Annotated in this window: 24 protein-coding genes; 19 read left to right on the top strand and 5 right to left on the bottom strand. The window is 57.0% G+C overall.

The annotated features are described in order from the left end of the window. Nucleotides 1–60 precede the first annotated feature (60 nt). The 4 genes from lolB (at nt 61) to dauA (ending at nt 4,455) form a co-directional block, all read left to right on the top strand. On the top strand, nt 61–672 hold the full coding sequence (lolB, locus tag AC236I_RS09895; RefSeq protein WP_004863531.1) for a lipoprotein insertase outer membrane protein LolB: 612 nt from the start codon (nt 61–63) through the stop codon (nt 670–672). Continuing rightward, nucleotides 672–1,523 carry a 4-(cytidine 5'-diphospho)-2-C-methyl-D-erythritol kinase gene (gene ispE, locus AC236I_RS09890; protein ID WP_160873332.1) on the top strand — a complete coding sequence of 284 codons (852 nt, stop codon included), beginning with the start codon at nt 672–674 and terminating at the stop codon, nt 1,521–1,523. The genes lolB and ispE overlap by 1 nt, the downstream gene beginning before the upstream one ends. A gap of 180 nt (nt 1,524–1,703) precedes the next feature. Beyond that, complete coding sequence (gene prs, locus AC236I_RS09885; RefSeq protein WP_004863536.1) at nt 1,704–2,651, top strand: ribose-phosphate diphosphokinase; 948 nt, start codon at nt 1,704–1,706, stop codon at nt 2,649–2,651. 124 nt (nt 2,652–2,775) lie between these two features. Next, nucleotides 2,776–4,455, top strand: coding sequence for a C4-dicarboxylic acid transporter DauA (dauA, locus tag AC236I_RS09880; RefSeq protein ID WP_165458675.1), 1,680 nt, complete (start codon nt 2,776–2,778; stop codon nt 4,453–4,455). A 5-nt stretch (nt 4,456–4,460) separates the two neighbouring features. Here dauA and AC236I_RS09875 read toward each other — a convergent pair whose 3' ends face one another. Further along, complete coding sequence (locus tag AC236I_RS09875; protein ID WP_048024779.1) at nt 4,461–5,507, bottom strand: MerR family transcriptional regulator; 1,047 nt, start codon at nt 5,505–5,507, stop codon at nt 4,461–4,463. Between the two features lie 235 nt (nt 5,508–5,742). Next, nucleotides 5,743–6,018, bottom strand: a complete 276-nt coding sequence (ychH, locus tag AC236I_RS09870) for a stress-induced protein YchH (RefSeq protein ID WP_004121828.1) — start codon at nt 6,016–6,018, stop codon at nt 5,743–5,745. Nucleotides 6,019–6,290: 272 nt separating this feature from the next. On the opposite strand from ychH, the gene pth reads away from it, so the two are divergent. Together pth and ychF are read left to right on the top strand one after the other, a co-directional pair. Next, a complete protein-coding gene (pth, locus tag AC236I_RS09865; RefSeq protein ID WP_004863551.1) occupies nt 6,291–6,875 on the top strand; it encodes an aminoacyl-tRNA hydrolase in 585 nt (194 codons plus the stop codon). 117 nt (nt 6,876–6,992) lie between these two features. Continuing rightward, nucleotides 6,993–8,087: a redox-regulated ATPase YchF gene (ychF, locus tag AC236I_RS09860; protein WP_004863554.1), complete on the top strand. Its 1,095-nt coding sequence runs from the start codon at nt 6,993–6,995 to the stop codon at nt 8,085–8,087. 389 nt (nt 8,088–8,476) lie between these two features. Here the strand turns inward: ychF and fraE are convergent, their stop codons facing one another. Further along, nucleotides 8,477–9,520: a fructose-asparagine asparaginase gene (gene fraE, locus AC236I_RS09855; RefSeq protein WP_004863557.1), complete on the bottom strand. Its 1,044-nt coding sequence runs from the start codon at nt 9,518–9,520 to the stop codon at nt 8,477–8,479. A gap of 350 nt (nt 9,521–9,870) precedes the next feature. After that, nucleotides 9,871–10,704: an SDR family oxidoreductase gene (locus tag AC236I_RS09850; protein ID WP_004863560.1), complete on the bottom strand. Its 834-nt coding sequence runs from the start codon at nt 10,702–10,704 to the stop codon at nt 9,871–9,873. Nucleotides 10,705–10,797: 93 nt separating this feature from the next. Between AC236I_RS09850 and AC236I_RS09845 the strand changes: the two genes are divergently transcribed. Next, nucleotides 10,798–11,760, top strand: coding sequence for a LysR family transcriptional regulator (locus AC236I_RS09845; protein WP_004863566.1), 963 nt, complete (start codon nt 10,798–10,800; stop codon nt 11,758–11,760). Here AC236I_RS09845 and AC236I_RS09840 read toward each other — a convergent pair. After that, nucleotides 11,704–12,105, bottom strand: coding sequence for a RidA family protein (locus AC236I_RS09840; RefSeq protein WP_064356951.1), 402 nt, complete (start codon nt 12,103–12,105; stop codon nt 11,704–11,706). The two genes, AC236I_RS09845 and AC236I_RS09840, sit on opposite strands and share 57 nt — an antisense overlap. Nucleotides 12,106–12,662: 557 nt before the next feature. On the opposite strand from AC236I_RS09840, the gene AC236I_RS09835 reads away from it, so the two are divergent. The 12 genes from AC236I_RS09835 (at nt 12,663) to AC236I_RS09780 (ending at nt 21,951) form a co-directional block, all read left to right on the top strand. Then, nucleotides 12,663–13,778, top strand: coding sequence for a 1-propanol dehydrogenase PduQ (locus AC236I_RS09835; protein ID WP_064358972.1), 1,116 nt, complete (start codon nt 12,663–12,665; stop codon nt 13,776–13,778). 124 nt (nt 13,779–13,902) lie between these two features. Continuing rightward, nucleotides 13,903–14,595, top strand: a complete 693-nt coding sequence (pduL, locus tag AC236I_RS09830) for a phosphate propanoyltransferase (protein ID WP_004863576.1) — start codon at nt 13,903–13,905, stop codon at nt 14,593–14,595. Beyond that, nucleotides 14,588–15,406, top strand: a complete 819-nt coding sequence (eutJ, locus tag AC236I_RS09825) for an ethanolamine utilization protein EutJ (RefSeq protein ID WP_487608780.1) — start codon at nt 14,588–14,590, stop codon at nt 15,404–15,406. Before pduL ends, eutJ begins: the two co-directional genes overlap by 8 nt. Before the next feature lie 11 nt (nt 15,407–15,417). After that, nucleotides 15,418–16,173, top strand: coding sequence for a hypothetical protein (locus AC236I_RS09820; RefSeq protein WP_086816245.1), 756 nt, complete (start codon nt 15,418–15,420; stop codon nt 16,171–16,173). Continuing rightward, a complete protein-coding gene (locus tag AC236I_RS09815; protein WP_004863583.1) occupies nt 16,155–16,427 on the top strand; it encodes a EutN/CcmL family microcompartment protein in 273 nt (90 codons plus the stop codon). Before AC236I_RS09820 ends, AC236I_RS09815 begins: the two co-directional genes overlap by 19 nt. Before the next feature lie 18 nt (nt 16,428–16,445). After that, nucleotides 16,446–16,955, top strand: coding sequence for a GlcG/HbpS family heme-binding protein (locus tag AC236I_RS09810; protein ID WP_048025091.1), 510 nt, complete (start codon nt 16,446–16,448; stop codon nt 16,953–16,955). A gap of 25 nt (nt 16,956–16,980) precedes the next feature. Beyond that, on the top strand, nt 16,981–18,192 hold the full coding sequence (gene tdcD / locus AC236I_RS09805) for a propionate kinase (RefSeq protein WP_004863591.1): 1,212 nt from the start codon (nt 16,981–16,983) through the stop codon (nt 18,190–18,192). A 203-nt stretch (nt 18,193–18,395) separates the two neighbouring features. Beyond that, on the top strand, nt 18,396–18,677 hold the full coding sequence (gene grpH, locus AC236I_RS09800) for a propanediol utilization system shell hexameric protein GrpH (protein ID WP_004863596.1): 282 nt from the start codon (nt 18,396–18,398) through the stop codon (nt 18,675–18,677). A 21-nt stretch (nt 18,678–18,698) separates the two neighbouring features. Continuing rightward, nucleotides 18,699–19,484, top strand: a complete 786-nt coding sequence (gene pduB, locus AC236I_RS09795; RefSeq protein ID WP_015584072.1) for a propanediol utilization microcompartment protein PduB — start codon at nt 18,699–18,701, stop codon at nt 19,482–19,484. Between the two features lie 41 nt (nt 19,485–19,525). Continuing rightward, entirely contained in the window at nt 19,526–21,040 is a 1,515-nt protein-coding gene (locus AC236I_RS09790; protein ID WP_004863602.1) for an aldehyde dehydrogenase family protein, read from the top strand. Between the two features lie 25 nt (nt 21,041–21,065). After that, a complete protein-coding gene (locus AC236I_RS09785) occupies nt 21,066–21,365 on the top strand; it encodes a hypothetical protein (RefSeq protein WP_004863604.1) in 300 nt (99 codons plus the stop codon). A gap of 10 nt (nt 21,366–21,375) precedes the next feature. After that, nucleotides 21,376–21,951 (top strand): DJ-1/PfpI family protein, encoded by a 576-nt coding sequence (locus AC236I_RS09780; protein WP_004863606.1) that lies wholly within the window; start codon nt 21,376–21,378, stop codon nt 21,949–21,951. The last annotated feature ends 27 nt before the right edge of the window (nt 21,952–21,978 follow it).

The raw sequence follows: 21,978 nt of genomic DNA, 5'->3' as shown, positions 1-21,978 counted from the left end.
TCGTGTGCGTACCACCCCGTCGCCGGATTTCACTGTAGACATCAAGGATTTGTCATCATTATGAATCGACTGCTCCGCCTGTTACCGCTGGCAAGCCTGGTCCTGACCGCCTGTACACTCACCGCCCCGAAAGGCCCTGGCAAAAGCCCTGACTCTCCTCAGTGGCGTCAGCACCAGCAGGATGTCCGCAATCTGAGCCAGTACCAGACCCGCGGCGCCTTCGCTTACCTCTCCGATGAACAAAAAGTTTACGCCCGCTTCTTCTGGCAGCAAACCGGCCAGGATCGCTATCGCCTGCTGCTGACCAACCCGTTAGGCAGCACCGAACTGTCGCTGACCGCCCAGCCGGGCAGCGTGACGCTGATCGATAACAAGGGCCAGACCTATACGGCGACCGATGCCGAAGAGATGATTGGCCGCCTGACCGGGATGCCGATTCCGCTAAACAGCCTGCGCCAGTGGATCGTCGGCCTGCCGGGCGATGCCACCGACTACTCGCTTGACGATAAATACCGCCTGAGCGAACTGAACTATACCCAGAACGGCAAAACCTGGCACGTCACCTACGGCGGCTATACCAGCGATACCCAGCCATCGCTGCCGGCCAACATGGAGCTGAATAACGGCAGTCAGCGTATCAAGCTGAAAATGGATAACTGGATTGTGAAATGATGACCCGCTGGCCCTCTCCTGCAAAGCTGAACCTGTTTTTGTACATCACTGGACAGCGCGCCGATGGTTATCACACCCTGCAGACGCTGTTTCAGTTCCTTGACTATGGCGATACCTTAACGATCGAACCGCGTCATGACGGCGCGCTGCGCCTGCTGACGCCGGTTGTCGGCGTAGCCGATGAAGAGAATCTGATTATTCGCGCCGCAAGGCTGCTGATGCAGGCGGCGACGGCATCCGGACAGCTTCCTCCCGGTAGCGGCGCCGATATCAGCATCGACAAGCGTCTGCCGATGGGCGGCGGTCTGGGCGGCGGCTCGTCCAACGCCGCGACGGTACTGGTGGCGCTGAATCATCTGTGGGGCTGTGGTTTGTCGGAAGAGCAACTGGCGACGCTGGGGCTGAGTCTTGGCGCCGATGTGCCGGTATTCGTGCGCGGCCACGCCGCCTTTGCCGAGGGCATTGGTGAGATCCTGACGCCGGTCGAACCGCCAGAAAAGTGGTACCTGGTCGCTCATCCCGGAGTCAGTATTCCGACGCCGACCATTTTCCGCGACCCCGAGCTACCACGAAACACCCCGGTAAGGTCAATAAGTACGTTACTAAAATGTGAATTTCGCAATGATTGCGAGGTTATCGCAAGAAAACGTTTTCGCGAGGTTGATGCGGCGCTTTCCTGGCTGTTAGAATATGCGCCGTCGCGCCTGACAGGCACAGGAGCCTGTGTCTTTGCTGAATTTGACACCGAATCTGCCGCTCGTCAGGTGCTGGAGCAAGCCCCGGAATGGCTACAAGGCTTTGTAGCGCGAGGAGTTAATATCTCCCCGCTCAAGCTAGCCCTACCCAGGTAGTTCTGCTTTTTTGCACGAATTACCTTAGTACGCCGGGCAAATTGAGTAACGGTGACAACGTCACCCTGTTCCAGACGTTGCATCGTTCTCTTTAAATACACCGCCTGGATAGAAGAGTGCCGCCCGCACGGTTTCTGGCGCTTTTCATCCACCACTGGACGCATGCCTGAGGTTCTTCTCGTGCCTGATATGAAGCTTTTTGCTGGTAACGCCACCCCGGAACTAGCACAACGTATTGCCAACCGCCTGTACACTTCTCTTGGCGACGCCGCTGTAGGTCGTTTTAGCGACGGCGAAGTCAGCGTACAAATCAATGAAAACGTACGCGGTGGTGATATTTTCATCATCCAGTCCACTTGTGCTCCCACCAACGACAACCTGATGGAACTGGTTGTTATGGTTGATGCTCTGCGTCGCGCTTCGGCGGGTCGTATCACCGCTGTTATCCCTTATTTCGGCTATGCTCGTCAGGACCGTCGTGTGCGTTCTGCGCGTGTGCCGATTACCGCGAAAGTGGTTGCCGATTTCCTGTCCAGCGTTGGCGTTGACCGCGTACTGACCGTTGACCTGCATGCAGAACAGATCCAGGGCTTCTTCGACGTTCCGGTTGATAACGTATTCGGCAGCCCTATTCTGCTGGAAGATATGCTGCAGCTGAACCTGGATAACCCGATCGTGGTTTCTCCGGACATCGGCGGCGTGGTGCGTGCTCGCGCTATCGCCAAACTGCTGAACGATACCGATATGGCTATCATCGACAAACGCCGTCCGCGCGCTAACGTTTCTCAGGTGATGCACATCATCGGTGACGTTGCCGGCCGCGACTGCGTGATGGTTGACGATATGATCGATACCGGCGGCACGCTGTGTAAAGCAGCTGAAGCGCTGAAAGAGCGTGGTGCGAAACGCGTATTTGCCTACGCCACTCACCCGATCTTCTCCGGCAATGCTATCCAGAACATTAAAAACTCTGTGATTGATGAATTCGTCGTCTGCGATACTATTCCGCTGGCGCCGGAAATCAAAGCGCTGGAAAAAGTGCGTACGCTGACGCTGTCTGGCATGCTGGCAGAAGCGATTCGTCGTATCAGCAACGAAGAATCTATCTCTGCTATGTTCGAACATTAATCGAGCCCGGCCAAAAAACCCGCTGCGGCGGGTTTTTTTGTCTCTTAAACCAATTTGTATGACCATTGCCTCCTTCACCTGCCATTTAGTTGACAGATGATGCGCTCATGGATGAAACATTATTGTGAACAGATTATTTTCCTCACATGTGATGCCTTTCCGCGCCCTCATCGATGCTTGCTGGAAAGAAAAATACACGCTAGCCCGTTTCACCCGCGATCTGATCGCCGGGATCACGGTCGGGATTATTGCCATTCCTCTGGCAATGGCGTTGGCTATTGGCAGCGGTGTCGCGCCGCAGTATGGACTTTATACTGCCGCCGTCGCCGGGATTATTATCGCCCTCACCGGCGGCTCGCGCTTTAGCGTATCCGGGCCAACCGCCGCCTTTGTGGTGATCCTCTATCCGGTGTCACAGCAGTTTGGCCTGGCCGGACTGCTGGTGGCGACGTTGATGTCCGGGGTCTTTTTAATTCTTTTCGGCCTCGCCCGCTTTGGCCGGTTAATTGAATATATTCCGCTATCCGTTACCCTCGGGTTTACCTCCGGTATTGGTATCACTATCGGTACCATGCAGATAAAAGATTTTCTTGGTCTGCAGATGGCGCACGTTCCCGAGCACTATCTGCAGAAAGTCGCCGCCCTGGTCATGGCGCTGCCGACGGCTAATCCTGGCGATGCGGCGATTGGCGTTGTCACCCTTGGCACGCTGATCCTGTGGCCGCGTCTGGGGATCCGCCTGCCCGGCCACCTGCCTGCGCTGCTGGCGGGCTGTGCGGTGATGGCAATCGTCAATCTTATGGGGGGCCACGTCGCGACTATCGGCTCTCAGTTCCACTATATTCTGGCTGACGGTAGCCAGGGTAACGGGATCCCGCAGCTGCTGCCGCAGCTGGTGCTGCCGTGGGATATGCCTGGCTCCGATTTTACGCTCAGCTGGGCGTCACTACAGGCGCTGCTGCCGGCGGCCTTCTCGATGGCGATGCTCGGCGCGATTGAATCACTGCTGTGTGCGGTGGTCCTCGACGGGATGACCGGCACGAAGCACAAAGCCAACAGCGAACTGATAGGCCAGGGTCTCGGCAATATCATCGCCCCTTTCTTTGGCGGTATTACTGCCACCGCCGCCATTGCCCGTTCAGCGGCTAACGTCCGCGCCGGCGCAACATCGCCGGTATCCGCCGTGATTCATGCGCTGCTGGTCATTATGGCGCTGCTGGTGCTGGCGCCGCTGCTCTCCTGGCTTCCGCTGTCTGCGATGGCGGCGCTGCTGCTGATGGTAGCGTGGAATATGAGCGAAGCGCACAAGGTGGTGAATTTGCTGCGCTACGCGCCGAAGGACGACATCGTGGTGATGCTGATGTGCATGTCGCTGACCGTACTGTTTGATATGGTCATCGCTATCAGCGTCGGTATCGTGCTGGCCTCGCTGCTATTTATGCGCCGCATTGCGCGCATGACCCATCTGGCGCCGGTCAATGTTGATGTGCCCGACGACGTGCTGGTCCTGCGGGTTATCGGCCCCCTCTTCTTTGCCGCTGCCGAAGGGCTGTTTAACGATCTGGAGACGCGGATTGCCGGTAAGCGGATCGTGGTCCTGAAGTGTGATGCGGTGCCGGTACTGGATGCCGGCGGACTGGATGCCTTCCAGCGTTTCGTCAACAAACTGCCGGAAGGCTGTGAACTGCGCGTCTCGAATCTCGAGTTTCAGCCGCTGCGCACCCTGGCACGGGCGGGCGTTCAGCCGATTCCAGGGCGCCTGAGCTTCTATCCCGACCGTGCTGCCGCTCTGGCAGACATTTAACTTAACTACCGTGACGCGGGCGAGCTCGCCTGCGTCATCATCACGCCAATCGCCTGCTGGAGCCAGCCGAGCACCTCAGGCGTCATCCAGGTCCCTTTCATCAGATGCGGTTCGCGCTCCATCGCCAGGCGGAATTTCTGCTGGGTGTGAGGATGGGTTCCGGCATAGGACTGAAACAACGCCAGCCACTGCCTGGCCAGCGCCTGCCCCGCTGGAGAAGCCGGGTCGCAATGCTCGCGACAGGCCTCGTGCAGCGCCGTCACCAGCGCAGGCCACTCCATCAGTCGATCAAAATAGTGCGCGCGAGTGAAAGCCAGCTCATCAGCATTCAGATAACGCGCCCAGATAGCCAGCTTACTCTCGGCAAAAGCGCGGGTAATGTAGTCCACAACATCCACGGTGATTCCGGTTTGCTCGCGCATTTGCGGTTCAGCGACGTGCATTTCATTCAGGCGGGTGAGAAACTCCGGCCGCCCGGCCGTATCCAGCTCCAGGCGCGCCATCCAGCGGGTCGCCAGCGCCATGGCCCGCGGATCGTCCGCCGGACACGCCTCGGCAAGCAACTGGCGAACTTCCGTCACCAGCGCCAGCCAGATCTGGTTGCGCTGCTGATCCTGCTCCGCAAACGGCAGCGCCTGTAATTCCTGGGGACTAAACCAACGATCGTACATTTTCATTAACTCCAGCGTCTGTAGCCAGGACTCCAGGTCAGGCTCGTTACCGCATGCCAGCTCATCGCGCAGCTGAACCAGCCGTTCGCGCAGCGTGGAGACCGCGCGCAGCTGTTTATCCAGCGTCGAGATCTGCTGTACCAGCAGGTCCGACAGGGAAAACGAGTCCTGGTCAAGGTAGTCCTTGATAGTAGCGAGCTCCAGCCCGGTCTGCGTCAGCGCCTTAATCATATGCAGACGCTGAACCGCCGCCAGGTTATAGAGCCGGTAACCCGCCGTGCTTCTGGCCGACGGCATCAGCAGCCCCGTTTGTTCATAGTGATGTAGCGTGCGGACGGTCATTCCGGCACGTCTCGCCAGTTCACCCACCTGAATTAACATAACTGCTCCTGTTGTTCGACCATAGCGCCACTCTGCCGCCTGACGTTACGTCAGGGTCAAGTGTTAAAGAGAGGGTATTTTATCGTGAAGGCGTAACCCGGGCAGCAAATGCGTTGTTCTGAAGAAAAGAGGCGACGCGATAATAAAACAGCCAGCTACCGGGTGGGCAGCTGGCTGCAGATGAACAGTTTATGTAAGCGCACCCGCCGCGAGACGGCCGGGGCGAGGAACCGGTTTAGCTATGGCGGTGCTGATCGCGACGGCAGCGTTTATCGTAATGGCGGACCCACCAGTATCTGTCGCTAACCTGTTCATGCCCGCCAACGCGCGCCCCTGCGAGCCAGAGAACGGCGCCGACAAAAATACTTAATATCGCGCCATGAGCGAAGAACTGCGGCAGGTCAAGCTGCGGAAGCTGGTTTAAAATAGAGTAACCAACGCCAACAACCATGACGACCAATCCTAAACCCATCAGTACATTACCGAGTAACGAAGCGTTTCTGCGTTTCATATGTCACCTCCGGAACCTTGGGCTACCTGGGAATATCCCCAAAACTTATAGGTCTAGTATAGACAATGGGGATAAGGTTGATTGCGTCGGTGATCACATTAGTTAATATCAAATCAACAAAAACTTACAAATAACTTACTGAACAACATCAAATTCTAATGGTTCATAAGGGTAATTATCTCTTTCCCCGCCGTTGTGGCGGCAGAATTTTGTCAACCGCCTCGGCAAACAGTACACTACGCGCCAGAGAACGACCCAAGCAGGATAGAAAAGTGACGATAAAACTGATTGTCGGCCTGGCAAACCCCGGCGCAGAATACGCGGCGACCCGGCACAATGCTGGCGCCTGGTACGTAGATTTACTGGCTGACCGCCATCGCGCCCCGCTGCGCGAAGAGAGCAAATTCTTCGGCTACACTTCACGGATTAACCTTGCCGGCGAAGATGTCCGCCTGTTGGTCCCGACCACCTTTATGAACCTCAGCGGCAAAGCCGTGGCGGCCATTGCCACCTTCTACCGCATTAATCCGGATGAGATTCTGGTGGCGCACGATGAGCTGGATCTGCCGCCCGGGGTGGCAAAATTTAAGCTCGGCGGCGGCCACGGCGGCCACAACGGTCTGAAAGATATCATCAGCAAGCTGGGCAATAACCCCAACTTTCATCGCTTACGTGTCGGAATCGGCCATCCGGGCGATAAAAACAAAGTTGTCGGCTTTGTGCTGGGTAAACCGCCGGCGAGCGAACAGAAACTGATTGATGAAGCCGTGGACGAAGCGGCGCGTTGCACCGAGGTGTGGCTGAAAGAAGGTCTCACCAAAGCGACCAACCGTTTACACGCTTTTAAAGCGCAATAACCGGTCGACGTGCGGAATTTTTGCCGCGCACCGTGTATAATAGGCAAAGCTATTTACTTTTCTGCAATCTGTTCACTGTAACGGGTTGATTATCCAAAGATTAAGGTGATTTAAATCATGGGATTCAAATGCGGTATCGTCGGTTTGCCCAACGTCGGCAAATCCACCCTGTTCAATGCGCTCACCAAAGCGGGTATTGAAGCGGCCAACTTCCCCTTCTGTACCATTGAGCCGAACACCGGTGTCGTGCCGATGCCCGATCCGCGTCTGGACAAGCTGGCTGAAATCGTCAAACCACAGCGCATTCTGCCGACCACCATGGAATTCGTCGACATCGCGGGCCTGGTGAAAGGCGCGTCCAAAGGCGAAGGTCTGGGTAACCAGTTCCTGACCAACATCCGTGAAACCGAAGCTATCGGTCACGTGGTGCGCTGCTTCGAGAACGACAACATCATCCACGTGAATAACAAAGTGGATCCGGCAGACGACATCGATGTGATCAACACCGAGCTGGCGCTTTCCGACCTCGATACCTGCGAACGCGCGATTCACCGCGTACAGAAGAAAGCTAAAGGCGGCGATAAAGACGCGAAAGCCGAGCTGGCGGCGCTGGAAAAATGCCTGCCGCAGCTGGAAAACGCCGGCATGCTGCGCGCGCTGAAAAACCTGACCGAAGAAGACAAGGCCGCTATCAAATACCTGAGCTTCCTGACGCTGAAGCCGACCATGTACATCGCTAACGTCAATGAAGACGGTTTTGAGAACAACCCGTACCTCGATAAAGTTCGTGAGATCGCCGCAGCTGAAGGCTCCGTAGTGGTCGCCGTGTGCGCTGCTGTCGAGTCTGATATCGCTGAACTGGACGATGCCGACCGCGATGAGTTCATGGCCGAGCTGGGTCTTGAAGAGCCGGGCCTGAACCGCGTGATCCGTGCCGGTTACGAGCTGCTGAACCTGCAGACCTACTTTACCGCGGGCGTCAAAGAAGTTCGCGCGTGGACTATCCCTGTGGGCGCGACCGCTCCGCAGGCGGCAGGTAAAATCCACACCGACTTCGAAAAAGGCTTTATCCGCGCCCAGACCATCGCCTATGAAGACTTTATCACTTACAAAGGTGAGCAAGGGGCAAAAGAAGCCGGCAAGATGCGCGCCGAAGGGAAAGACTACATCGTTAAAGATGGCGACGTCATGAACTTCCTGTTCAACGTCTAATCGTTTTTGTTGTCTCGTGAGATTTCATTGAATCTCATAGCGATTAAAAAACCTTATAAAATCCACGCCATTGCGTGGATTTTTTTATTTTCATCGCACCGGCACATTACATGAAAGCGCGGCAGAAATATGAGCATACGCGCAAGCCAGTCGTGGTGGGAGCCAACCCGATTCAAGCCAGCGTTGACTGAGATAATCCGGCTCTGTCGTCTGGAAAGCGTCACCACGCCGCAGGTGAAAACCCCCGATCCTGCCCTGCCGCTGGAGCGGAGGCCCGGAATACGGGAGCATATCGGTGACTATCAACACAGGCATCAGTTAAACAAAGGGGTAGCCCCGAACAGGGGCCACCCCGGCTATGGCCGGTCCGGAACTATCTCCGGATGAAATTAGTAAGTGTGAAAATATTGCTGAATGAGCTGCGGATTTTTAGTTTGGGTCAGTGCCGTCATCAGCAAAATTCGCGCTTTTGCCGGGTTAAGCGAATCGGACACCAGTCCAGGCTGGCCGTCATCAACCGGAACAACACCGCTCCCCGTACGTGAGGCGCGAACAACCACGATACCGGCTTTTTCCGCCTTTTTGATTCCCGCAGCACTGCGTACAGAGACCGACCCCGCGCCGGTGCCTGCATAAATAATACCGTCTACATGATGCGCAATCGCCGCGTCGTACATATATTCAGGGTCGTCCTGATAGCCGTAGATAATGACCACTTTTGGCAATGCGTTAAGGTTACGCACATCAAATACCGAGCGTACAGTGTGAATTTTATCAACACGGGTTTCAAACTGCGGTTTACCGCTCACCATCACCCCGAGATACCCCTCTTCCGGCGCTTTGAAGGTATCCAGTGTCGTGGCATTGGTTTTGGTGACAAAACGGGCGGCGCCGATGCGATCGTTAAGAACCACCATCACTCCGCGTCCTTTCGCCTCCGGGTCAGCCGCTACAGTCACCGCTTCCAGCAGATTCATCGGGCCATCCGCGCTGATTGCCGTTGCCGGACGCATCGCGGCCGTAAACACCACCGGCTTGTTGCTTTTTACGGTCAGGTTAAGGAAGTAAGGCGTCTCATCAAGGGTGTCCGTTCCGTGGGTAATCACGACCCCATCCACATCATCGCGGGCCAACAGCTCGTTGACGCGTTTTGATAGCTTGAGGATTATCTCGCTGGTCATATTTTCACTGCCAATGTTTGCCAGCTGCTCTCCATCAACGCGAGCCACTTTACTCATCTCAGGCACGGCATTAATCAACGTCTGTACGCCAATTGCTCCGGCTTTATATCCTGTAGTCTGAGTATTACTCGCCGCCGAGCCGGCGATGGTACCGCCAGTAGCAAGGATTACAATATGCGGCAGATGCGTCTCACTTAACGCGAAAGTACTTATTGTCAGCAATGCCATTGCCAGTAATGCGCTAAATTTCATATTTACTCATCCCAAAAAGATAAAATTAAAATTCACCAGGTACTATTGCAAAAGGCTTGCCAGGAGGAATTTTCTTTTTATCTGCAGATATGATTAACTTTCAGGCAAAAAAAGGGATTTTAATCATTTTGCGCACACTGCTGGTGCAGCGATGAACGAAAAGCGGGCATAAAAACTCACCATCCGGCCCAATTCACTTATCTCATCGTACAGCGCTTACCTTTACCAGCAGGTTAGCTGCGGCAGCTAAGATTTCAGCGGCAGATCGGTTGTTTTCAGTAAAGACCAAACGAAATAAAAATGCTCGCTCCTGCTTCTTTGCAGGTGGTGTGTATATTACCCACGGACAATCACGCATCTTTATCCACACTTAGCGCCAGCGCGCGGGTATCCTCCAGCACCTGTAACCGACTGTTCAGCGCCTCGTTGATAGATCGGTACGCCTTACTGCCCAGCGCCAGGCGAAACGGCGGCGCTTCCCCACTCGCGGCATCGATGATGGCAGCGACGGTTTTTGACGCATCGCCGTTAATAGCGAGAGTTCCCTGCGCCAGACCGCGACGCACTTCGCCGGCGGGCGTGTTGTCATAACAAGCCATCGGCGAAGCCGTATCCAGTCCGCCCGCAAAATTCGTCGCCGTCGGGCCGGGCTCGGCAATCATAAAATCGATGCCAAAAGGCGCCACTTCCTGGGCGACGGATTCAATAAATCCTTCAATCCCCCATTTGGTAGCGTGATAAAGGCTGAAATTCGGCCAGGCAATCTGCCCGCCTTCTGACGATATCTGCACAATACGTCCGCCTCCCTGCCGACGCAGAGCGGGTAACGCGGCCCGAATAAGCTGAATCGGGCCGATGAGATTGGTGGCAATCTGCCGGTCAATCTGGGCATCGCTCACCTCTTCCGCCGCGCCGAAGAGCCCGTATCCCGCATTACTGACCAGCACATCGATACGCCCGGCGAAGTCGAATGCCTGCTGCACCGTCCGGCGTACAGCGTCAGTATCCGTAACGTCCAGCAGCAGGATATGAAGCCGCCCATTGTATTGCGCCTGCAGATCATCCAGCGCGCCGGATTTGCGTAGGGTAGCAATCACTTTGTCGCCCCGTGCCAGCAGGCGCTCCGTCATCAGGCGTCCGAGACCGGTTGAAGTACCGGTAATTAACCAGGTTTTGCTGCTCATCGTTATCCTCCAGAAAAGTCTTTAACTCGCCGATACAGGATATGGCATGATGATTAGCACGATAAGACTCAACAAATGGCATGAAGAGGTGAAATGAAATCACCAGTTAAAACCCCGACGCTTTCCGATCTGAAAGCCTTTATCGCCGTAGCGGAACAGCGTAGTTTTCGTCGTGCAGCCGATTTTTCCGGCGTGACTCGTTCCACGTTAAGCCATGCCATTCGCGGGCTGGAATCGCGTCTGGGCGTCCGTCTGTTACATCGCACCACCCGCAGCGTGGCGCTGACCGAGGCCGGAGAGGCGCTGCTGCGGCGCATTTCACCGCACCTCAACGGGCTGGAACAAGCGCTGGAAGAGATCGCCGATACCCAAGGACAGGCCGTGGGCACGCTGCGTATCAATGGCGGAGAGGAAGCTATTCACCTGCTGCTGCAGACAATTGTGCCGGACTATATGACACGGTATCCCGGCGTGTCGCTGGATCTGGTGGTAGATGGCCGGCTGGTAGATATTGTCGCCGAAGGTTTTGATGCGGGGATCCGTCTGGCGGAAGACGTCCCTGCGGATATGGTGGCCGTGCGTTTTGGCGAAGATGTGCGGTTTCTGGCGGTGGCGTCGCCGTCGTACCTGCGCCAGCATCCTGCTCCCGCGAGCCCGGACGATCTGGCCCACCATCAGTGCATTCGCCAGCGTTTACCCAGCGGTAAACGCTACCGCTGGGAGTTTTCCCGCCACGGTCAAAGCATCCTGCTGGATGTGCCCGGAACGCTGACGCTAAACAGTTCGCCGCTGATGGTAGACGCCGCGATCAACGGTCTGGGGATCGCGTATGTCCCGGATGTACACGCCCGCGCAGCGCTGGCGGATGGCCGACTGGTCACCGTACTTGAGCCATGGTGCCCGCCGATTCCGGGTTTGTGCCTCTGGTTTCCGGCCAACCGACATATGCCCGCCAGCCTGCGCGCACTGATCGATCTCATTAAAGAGCGGAACCGATTTTCATTGCCGCGAGGGCAAGCGGGCGGTGACCTTGATTTCAAAACGGAAGCCATATAGCCAGCTCACGCCGACGCCCGTCAGCGTCGGCCAGGGGGCATCTCCCCAGTATTCCGGCAACACCTTCCAGAGCGTGTCGAGAGTCGATTGCGCATCGACCAGATAGATGGTGACATCAACCACATCGGCAAACGTACAATCTGCGGCCGCCAGCACCGCATTAAGGTTATCGAACGCCCGGCGGATCTCCTGCTCCAGCCCGGGTTCCGCTGAACCATCTTCCCGACTTCCTACCTGACCGGAAACAAACAGAAAATCGCCGGATTTAACCGCCGGAGAGTAACGGTTCTGCTCATACAGCGCCTGCTGCCCGGCGGGGAATACGATATCTTCTGGCTTTCTCATCTTTTATCCTGCTCTGACCTGTAAGGGTTCAGGGATGATAAGCGCCAGCATCTGCTGGCGCTATGCCCGCAAACTGGCATGAGCCGGTGAATATTTTTCACCTGGAGAGGGTAACGGTGGCTCATTGCGGAATGGCAACAAAACCCATGCCGGGCAGACAGGATAAGTTGAAACCGCTCATCTGACCGCAACAACGCCGGGCAGTGGCAGGACGTTAACCCGCAACGGCGGAGCGAACAGATCGGGAACACATGCCGCGACAGCACAGTAGGGGCACGCAATGCCTTCAGCGTAGAAACTATCACCTGGCCTCAGCACCGCCAGCGCCTCACGCATACCAGAATTCCGGTCCCGACCCGTATCAGGGTCAGAGACCATCGCTGGCGCGATGCCCCCCTGCACTTTTTTGTCCGCAATAAAAGAGTACCGCAACGAAATCCTGACTTAGCACAAGCATAGCCAGCTTCTTATTCACCCCCCCATGACACAATACGCTCTCTTTTTACATCCGGCATTTGCCTCCCCGCAATCCGCCCAACGGATAAGGTAATCGAAAGATGGCGAGCTATTTCTTTTCTCTTCCTGACGTCTATTTTGGTGAAAACGCAATTCAAACCTTGCGTCGGCTGAACCATAAAAAGGTGGCGATTGTGACCGACAGCTTTATGGTGAGCTCCGGTAAAACACGCGACCTGATTAATGAAATGCCGCAGGCCTGCGTCTCTATTTTTAGCGAGGTGAAACCCGACCCGAGCGTGGAGATCCTGCACGCCGGCGCCGCACAGTTTAAAAGTTTTAAACCGCAGGTCATTATCGCGCTGGGCGGCGGCTCCGCTCTTGATGCCGCTAAAGGGATCAAGGTTACGCTGGAAGAGTTCCTCCCCGGCCACGCCATAGAACTTATCGCCATTCCGACCACCAGCGGTTCCGGTTCCGAAGTCACCTCCTACGCCATCATCTCCGATCCGCAAAACGGCCGAAAATATCCGCTGATTGCCGATGAACTGATCCCGGACTGCGCCATCCTTGACCCAAACCTGGTTCTCTCGGTTCCTCGTCAGGTCGCGGTGGATACCGGCATGGACGTCCTGACCCACGCCATTGAGGCGCTGGTTTCGACGGGGGCCAATGATTTTAGCGACGCGCTCGCCGAGAAAGCCATTGCGCTGGTCTGGCAACACCTGCCCGACGTTTTTAGCGATGAGAATAATATTGCGGCGCGGGGCCATATGCACAACGCCTCCTGCATGGCCGGCATGGCGTTTAATTCGGCGGGGCTGGGATTAGTGCACGGTATGGCGCACGCTATCGGCGGGATGTTGCATATCCCACACGGCAAAATTAACGCTATGCTGCTGCCGTTGATTATTGAGCACAATGCCCGCCACGCCCCGCACGCGCGGATGAGATACCTGAAATGCGCCGCCATTATGGGCATCCAGGCCGCCACGCCGGAGCAAACTCTGCGCGCGCTAATCGGCAGCATTCGCGATATGAATCACCATTTTGGTATTCCCGCCACACTGCAGGCGCTGGGAAAAGACCGGACGGCTGTGGAATCCCTGCGTCAGGCGCTGATCGCGGCGACCTTAGGGGATGGCTGCACGCAAACCAATCCCTGCCAGCCCCGCGCCGCTGATGTAGACCGCTTGCTGACCGCCATCGCCGGCTAAATCTGGACAAGATTGTCCTGCGCCCGGCGGACCGTCAAAAAAGTCCTGCGCAACAGCAAAAAGGCCAACGCGGGACTGAATATGCTTGTATCGCTCCTTTCATCACTTTCAGGTTGTTGACGCTATGAATGACACCCAGCAGCAAGCCGAATTAATCACCCGGGAAATTCTTCAGGAACTCAAGTCCCGTGGCCCCGGGGCGGCGGCCGGTGCCCCACTCGCCGCACAGACGTTGCGTATCCCCGTTGGCATCTCTAACCGCCACGTTCATCTGAGCCGGGAAGATATGGACATTCTGTTTGGCTATGGCACCACCCTCACCCGCATGAAGGCGGTCAAACAGCCGGGCCAGTATGCCGCCGAAGAGACGGTGACTCTGCGCGGACCAAAAGGGGAGCTGACCAGAGTACGCGTCCTTGGCCCGCTGCGCAGCGCCACCCAGGTTGAAATCTCCGTCTCCGACAGCTTTATCCTCGGCGTCAAAGCCCCCTTAAGAATGTCCGGCGATCTACAGGACTCGCCGGGGATCGAGATTATTGGCCCGCGCGGACGGGTCAGCAAAACGGATGGCGCTATTGTCGCCTGGCGCCATATTCATATTTCGCCCGCCGACGCCGAGCGCCACGCCCTGCGCGACGGGATGGAGATTGACGTGCGTATCGACGGCTATCGCGGCGGCATTCTCAGCCACGTGGTGGTCCGGGTGAGCGCGGATGCGGTGCTGGAAATGCATGTTGATGTTGAGGAGGCCAACGGCTTTGGCTTGCGTAACGGCGACTGCGTCCAGCGCGCGTTTGCGGAACGCCACCATGACTAACAGCACAGCAACCAGGCGGCTGAACGCATTGGCGGAGCTGGTCAGCCTGGGCGGATGCCGCGCCTGGGCAGGCGCGCTGAAAGTGGGTGTCGATCCGGGCACGGCCAATATCGCCGTGGTTGTGCTGGATGAAAACGATAACCCCGTCGCCGGCATCAGCCATCCTTCACGGGCGGTGAAAGACGGCGTGGTGGTGGATTTCCTGACCGCCAGCCGGGTGGTGAGCGGGCTGAAAACAGCGCTCGAAGAGCGCCTCGGATGCCCCCTCACCCGCGCGGCGACGGCCATCCCGCCGGGAATCACCGCCGGGAACACCAAAGTGATCGTCAATATGGTGGAGGCCGCCGGACTGGAGGTGACCGACGTGGTTGATGAACCGGTAGCCGCCGCGCTGGCCTTAAACATTCGCCACGGCGCAGTGGTTGATGTGGGCGGCGGGACAACCGGGATCAGCATTCTGCGCGACGGCAACGTGATTTTCAGCGCCGATGAGCCGACCGGAGGCAACCATATGACCCTGGTACTCGCGGGCGCCCTGGGCATGCCTTTTGCCGAAGCGGAAGCGTTGAAAAAGTGTCCGGAGGAGGAAGAACAGATCTTTACCGTGGTCCGTCCGGTGGCTGAAAAGATGGCTCATCTGGTCGCCGGCTGGCTGGCGGGCTATCCGGTCGAAGACATTTACCTGGTCGGAGGCGCCAGCAGCTTCCGCCAGTTTGCCGACGTTTTTCGCCACGCCACCGGCAAACGGGTCATTCAGGCGCAGCAGCCGCTGCTGGTGACGCCGCTTGGCATCGCCATGCGCAGCCGCTGAGGAGAACCACAATGGATGCACAGCAACTCTCACACCGGCTCGACAGCCTCATTGCAGACCTGCTGGCTCAACGCCGGCGGCGCCTGCAAGACCACGGCAAGGTTATGCGCGTGGTATTAAGCGGCGAGGATCTCGCCACGCTCCCGACGACGCTGGATTGTCTGACGGCGCTGAACCGGCGCGGCTATCTCCTGGTGATGACCTTTTCCCATAGCGCCATCCAGGCGTCGTTGCACTCCACCTGCATGGAGGCTCTGGCGCATCGCGATGTTGAGGCGCTGTGCGACGACCGGGATCCCTGCCCGACAGAAGAGACGTTCAGCGGCCTGTATCTGCCCTCGCTGTCCACCAACAGCCTGAGCAAAATCGCCTTAGGTATTCGCGATAACCGGGTGTGTCGCTGGGTTTTTCACGCCCTGAGTCTGGCCAGGCCCATCATCGTCACGCTCAATACCGAATGCCGGGATGACGCCGCCAGCCAGCTCCCCCCGGCATTGCGGGCACGGCTGGCCGGTTACGCCGCCACTCTCGGGGAGTATGGCATCACGATTATCGGCCGCCCCACGGCGAACCCGGCACAGAGGCCGACGGCGCCCGGCGGTAAACCGCTGATCACGCTCAGCGATGTGCGCCAGCACCCCGCAGGCGCGGTCCTGTCCGTTGGACACCGGACGCTCATCACTCCCGCCGCACGCGATGAAATTCGCGACCGCGGTATTGTCATGGTGCAGAGCCACCAGGAGGAAATATGTATCTGGCAAAAGTAACCGGGGCACTGGTGTCGACGACCAAACATGCTTCGCTCAATGGCGCAAAGCTGCTGATTGTCGCCCGCCTGGATGAACACTATCAGCCCACCGGCACGGCGCAGGTCGCCGTCGATTTTGTCGGCGCCGGAAACGGGGAAACGGTCATCGTCACCACCGGTAGCTCCGCGCGGATGACCACCAGCAAAGAGCACTCGGTGATTGATGCTGCCGTAGTCGGCATTGTTGACTCGCTCGATCTTAACGGCCAGTAAGCGCCACGGAGGAAAAACATGCACACCCCCCCGAACGCCGAACTGGATCGCCGTATCAACGCGGCCATTTCGCGTCAGTTAGCGCCGTCTCCGGCCTCGCTGACGCTGACGGACGCGGCATTACTGGCGCACTGTGCCATCGATGCCGCGAACAACGCGAATGTGCCCATTGTTTTTAGCCTGGTGGATACCCACGGCCTGCAGCGCTACTTCGTTAGTCAGGATAACGCCCTGCTCATCAGCCATACGCTGGCCACGCAAAAAGCATGGACCGCCGTGGCGCTCAGGATGCCGACCCACCGACTCGCGGCCGACGTATTACCTGGCGCCAGCCTGTACGGCTTGTCGCATACGCAAGGTCTTTGCTGCTTTGGCGGTGGGCTGCCCTGCTGGTCGGCCGGCGTGCTGCTCGGCGGTATCGGCATCAGCGGCGGGAGCGTCGAGGAAGATATCGCGATTGCCACGCAGACTCTGGCGCGCTTCAGCCGCGAGCGATTTTTGCTCACACCATTCAATGAATCTCTCTAAAAAACGGATACAGACAGGGGTCATCATGTCGTCAGCATCACTGGTTCTGGTTATTAACTGTGGTTCATCTTCTCTCAAGTTCTCCGTCATCCCGCGCAATCAGGAGACCCCGGTGCTCTCCGGGCTGGCCGAAAAGCTGGGGCTACACCAGGCCTGCATTACCTTTAACGATGCGCAAGGGAAGACGACCAGCGGGTTGCCTGACGGTGCCAGCCATACCTGCGCGCTGGAGGCGCTGTTCGCCCGGCTCGCAGAGCAGGGGCTGCTGCCGCAGGTCTGCGCCATCGGTCATCGGGTGGCGCACGGCGGGAATGATTTCAAACATTCGGTGCGGCTCACGGCGTCGGTCATCGAGCGTATCCGTGAACTGTCGGCGCTGGCGCCGCTGCACAATCCCGCCAACCTGATTGGCATTGAAGCCGCCATGGCGCTGTTACCCGCGCTGCCGCAGGTGGCGGTGTTTGATACCGCCTTTCATCAGACGCTACCGCCGGAAGCCTATACCTATGCCATCCCGCTGGAGTATTTACACCAGCATCAGGTCAGACGCTATGGCTTCCACGGCACCTCCCATCGCTTTATCGCCGCCGAAGCCGTCGCGCGCCTGGGTCTCAACCCCGCTAACCACGGCCTGCTTATTGCCCATCTCGGCAATGGCTCGTCAGTCTGCGCGGTGAAAAACGGGCAGAGTGTCGACACTTCGATGGGCATGACGCCGCTTGAAGGGCTGGTGATGGGAACGCGCTGCGGCGATCTGGATTTTGGCGCCGCGGCCTATATTGCCCGCTGCACCGGACAGACTATCGAATCACTTTACAAGATGGTCAATAACGAGGCGGGATTGTTCGGTCTGTCGGGTCTTTCCAGCGATTGCCGCACGTTACAAGAGGCGCGCGACAACGGCGATCCCCGGGCCACCCTCGCGATTGATGTCATGGTTCACCGGCTTGCCCGCCACCTTGGCGCCCATCTCGCTTCGCTGCATCGCTTTGACGCGCTGATCTTTACCGGCGGCATCGGGGAAAACTCGGCGCTGATCCGCGAGCTGACCGCCGAACGGCTGGCGATATTTGGCGTGCAGCTTGACGCCGCGCGCAATGCGCAAATGTTTGCCGGCCGGCAGGGCATTATCTCGCGCCCCGGCTCACCGATTGTGGCGGTCATTCCCACCAATGAAGAGCGGATGATTGCCGAGGATGCGGCCGCGCTTGCCCCCTTGCTGGAAGGCGCGGCCTGAGCGCGTCCTGAAAGTAGTCATACGGGGAGGATTTTATTGTCCAGCTGAAAACGGGAAAACAAGAAAGTCTCTCTGCCGGGCAAAACATTTTGTCTCTGACGCAATAACATCGTAGTGCATGAATTTATTAAGTCTATGAACTCAACCTTTATCGGTTAATTCATAACTTGCTTTTACTCTCACCTGGAAATATTGAGGTCGTTATGCAACAAGAAGCATTAGGTATGGTTGAAACAAAAGGTCTGGTTTCCGCAATTGAAGCCGCAGATACCATGGTTAAATCCGCTAACGTCACCCTGGTCGGTTATGAAAAAATTGGTTCCGGGTTGGTTACCGTCATGGTGCGCGGCGACGTCGGCGCAGTCAAAGCGGCAACGGACGCAGGCTCAGCGGCGGCAGGTAAAGTCGGTGAACTGGTCTCCGTACATGTGATTCCGCGCCCACATATTGAAGTGGAAAAAATCCTGCCGAAAGCTGTCAGTTAATAAAGCCAGAGGATACCGACCATGAGAGATAATCTTGTTGAGCAGATTATATCTGAAGTAATGCACAAACAGACTGATGATCGCGCAAATAATAAAACGCCGGCCAGCTTTATCGGTTGCGGTTTAACTGAATTTGTCGGAACGGCCCTCGGGCATACCATTGGATTAGTTATTGCCAATGTTGATCATCAATTACATGAAGTCATGAATATCGACAAGAAATATCGCTCCATCGGTATTCTTGGCGCCCGGACCGGGGCCGGTCCGCATATATTTGCCGCGGATGAGGCCATTAAAGCCACCAACAGTGAAATTCTCTCTATTGAGCTGGCTCGCGATACCGAGGGCGGCGGTGGGCATGGTTGCCTGATCATTTTCGGCGCCTCCGATGTCTCCGATGTTCGTCGCGCGGTTGAAGTCGCGTTGGGCGAAATTCAACGCACCATGGGCGATGTTTATGGCTCGCCGGCCGGTCATCTGGAGTTCCAGTACACCGCCCGCGCCAGCAGCGCGCTCAATAAAGCCTTCGGTGCCCCGCTGGGTAAATCTTTCGGCATGACCTGCGCTTCACCGGCGGCGATTGGCGTGGTAGTCGCCGACGCCGCAGCCAAAGCCGCCGTCATCGAGCCGGTGGGTTACGCCAGCCCGGCGCACGGCACCAGCTTCAGTAACGAAGTGATCTTCACGTTTGCCGGTGATTCCGGCGCGGTACGCCAGGCGGTCATCGCCGCCAGAGACGTCGGGAAACAGCTGCTGGCTACGCTCGATCCGGCGCCGATCAAATCGACCACGACGCCGTACATTTGATGGTGGCACCCACGAGCGAAGCGAAGTAAGGAAGATACAGCATGAACGATCTTGATATTACTCAGGCCGTCTCCCGCGTGCTGAGTAAATATACCAAAACGACGGCACCAGCGCCCGAACAGCCTGCGCCGGCAGCCGCCACACCGTTCGATCGCGGCAGCATCGACGCGATTGTGGCCAGCGTACTGGCAAGCCAGGCCGGAGCCGCTCCCGCAGCGCCTGTCGACGGGAGCGCCGGTGACGGTGTTTTTGCCACCATGGATGCCGCGATTACCGCGGCACAGCAGGCGTACATCCAGTATCGCCACTGCTCAATGCAGGATCGCGCCCGCTTTGTTGACGGCATTCGCCAGTTTTTCCTGCAGGAAGAGATTTTGCACGCGCTCTCGACCATGGCGGTGGAAGAGACCGGAATGGGAAATTATGCCGACAAGATGGTGAAAAACCGCGTTGCCGCGCAAAAAACCCCAGGAGTTGAAGATCTCATCACCGCCGCAATCAGCGGAGATGGCGGCCTGACGCTGACCGAATACTCCGCCTATGGCGTCATTGGTTCGATCACCCCGACCACCAATCCGACCGAGACCATTATCAACAATACTCTCGGTATGCTGGCCGCCGGCAACGCCGTGGTCTTTAGCCCGCATCCGCGTTCGCGCCAGGTGTCGTTGTACTGTGTCACGCTAATCAATCAACAGCTGGCCCGACTTGGCGCCCCCGCCAGTCTGGTGGTCACGGTCGCCAGCCCGTCGATTGACAACACCAATGCCTTAATCGGCGACGCGCGTATCAATATGCTGGTCGCCACCGGCGGGCCGGCGATAGTGAAAACCGTGATGTCGTCCGGTAAGAAAGCGATTGGCGCCGGCGCGGGCAATCCTCCCGTTGTGGTTGATGAAACCGCCAATATCGAGAAAGCCGCCCGCGATATCATCAACGGCTGCAGCTTCGATAACAACCTCCCCTGCGTGGCGGAAAAAGAGGTCATTGTCGTCAATGAAGTGGCGGACTATCTCATCCACTGCATGAAAAAAAGCGGCGCCTGGCTGCTGTGCGACAAACAACATATTCAGCAGTTACAGGCGCTGGTGCTGAATGAAAAAGGAAACGGCCCGAGTACCGCATTGGTGGGGAAAGATGCGCGCTACATTCTGCAGCAAATCGGTATCAGCGTGCCGGAGGAGATCAAAGTTATCCTGATTGAAACCGAACGTGACCATCCATTCGTGCTGCACGAACTTATGATGCCGGTTTTGCCGGTGGTCAGAGTGGAGAACGTCGATGAAGCGATCGATCTGGCGGTGAAAGTTGAACATGGTCATCGTCACACGGCCATGATGCACTCTACCAACGTTGAAAAACTGACCAAAATGGCGCGGCTGATCCAGACCACTATTTTTGTCAAAAATGGCCCGTCATATGCCGGGTTGGGCGTTGGCGGCGAAGGACATGCGACATTTACCATTGCCGGTCCGACCGGTGAAGGCCTGACCTCAGCACGCTCCTACGCCAGGCACCGTCGCTGCGTGATGGTTGAAGCGCTCAATATTCGTTGACTGAAGCAGGATGGCTGACTCGATCATGAAAAAACGCATTATCAACGCGCCGACGCCGGAAACGCTCGCCATGCTGAAAAGGCGGATGCCTTCGGAATCTCGCAACCGGCTGGAAAGTATCCGCATCGACGCTATCGGGTTGATTATGTTGCCGGTACCGGATCTGTACTTTTACGCCGATCTGGCAAGTAAAAGCGCACATGTTGCGGTATCGGAGATCTTTGGCAGCTGTCCGCAGCATATCACGACGCTGGCGCTGTTCGGCGAGATCGCCGCAGTGAATGAAGCCATGCGTATTATTGAGGATGATGACAGTACGTTCTGAGAGTTCGCTTATGAAAAGAATTTTGCTTCTGGCAGGCGATTTCTCTGAAGACTATGAAGTCATGGTGCCATGGCAGGCATTAAGCATGTTAGGTTTCAGAGTGGATGTGGTGTGCCCCGGGAAACGCTGTGGGGAATATATAAAGACCGCGATTCATGATTTTGAGGGCGATCAAACCTATAGCGAAAAACCGGGCCATCTGTTCCGCTTAACCGCCTCTTTTGATGAAGTCAGGATACAGGAATATTGTGGAATATATCTTGCCGGCGGCCGCGCTCCGGAATATTTACGTCTCAACCGGATGGTATTAAATATCATCCACTGCGCCAATAATATTGCGCTACCGATTGCCGCTATATGTCATGGACCACAAATTCTGGTTGCTGCCGGCATATTAAAAGGCAAAACGCTGACGGGATATTTCACCTTAAAGCCTGAAGTTGAAATGGCTGGCGGCATCTGGGTGAGCGCCGCAGACCACGAGGCGGTACATGACGGCAATCTTGTCACCGCGACGACCTGGATGGCGCACCCGGAAATATTACGTCAATTTATTAGTTTAATCGGCAGCAACACTATTAGCTAGCGTACCCGGCCCTACCGTCAGGTAAAA

It is taken from the genome of Klebsiella sp. Sb-30 (genome assembly GCF_057652795.1).
Note: the sequence above shows the minus strand (reverse complement) of the source record. Positions and strands in the feature narration are given on the sequence as shown.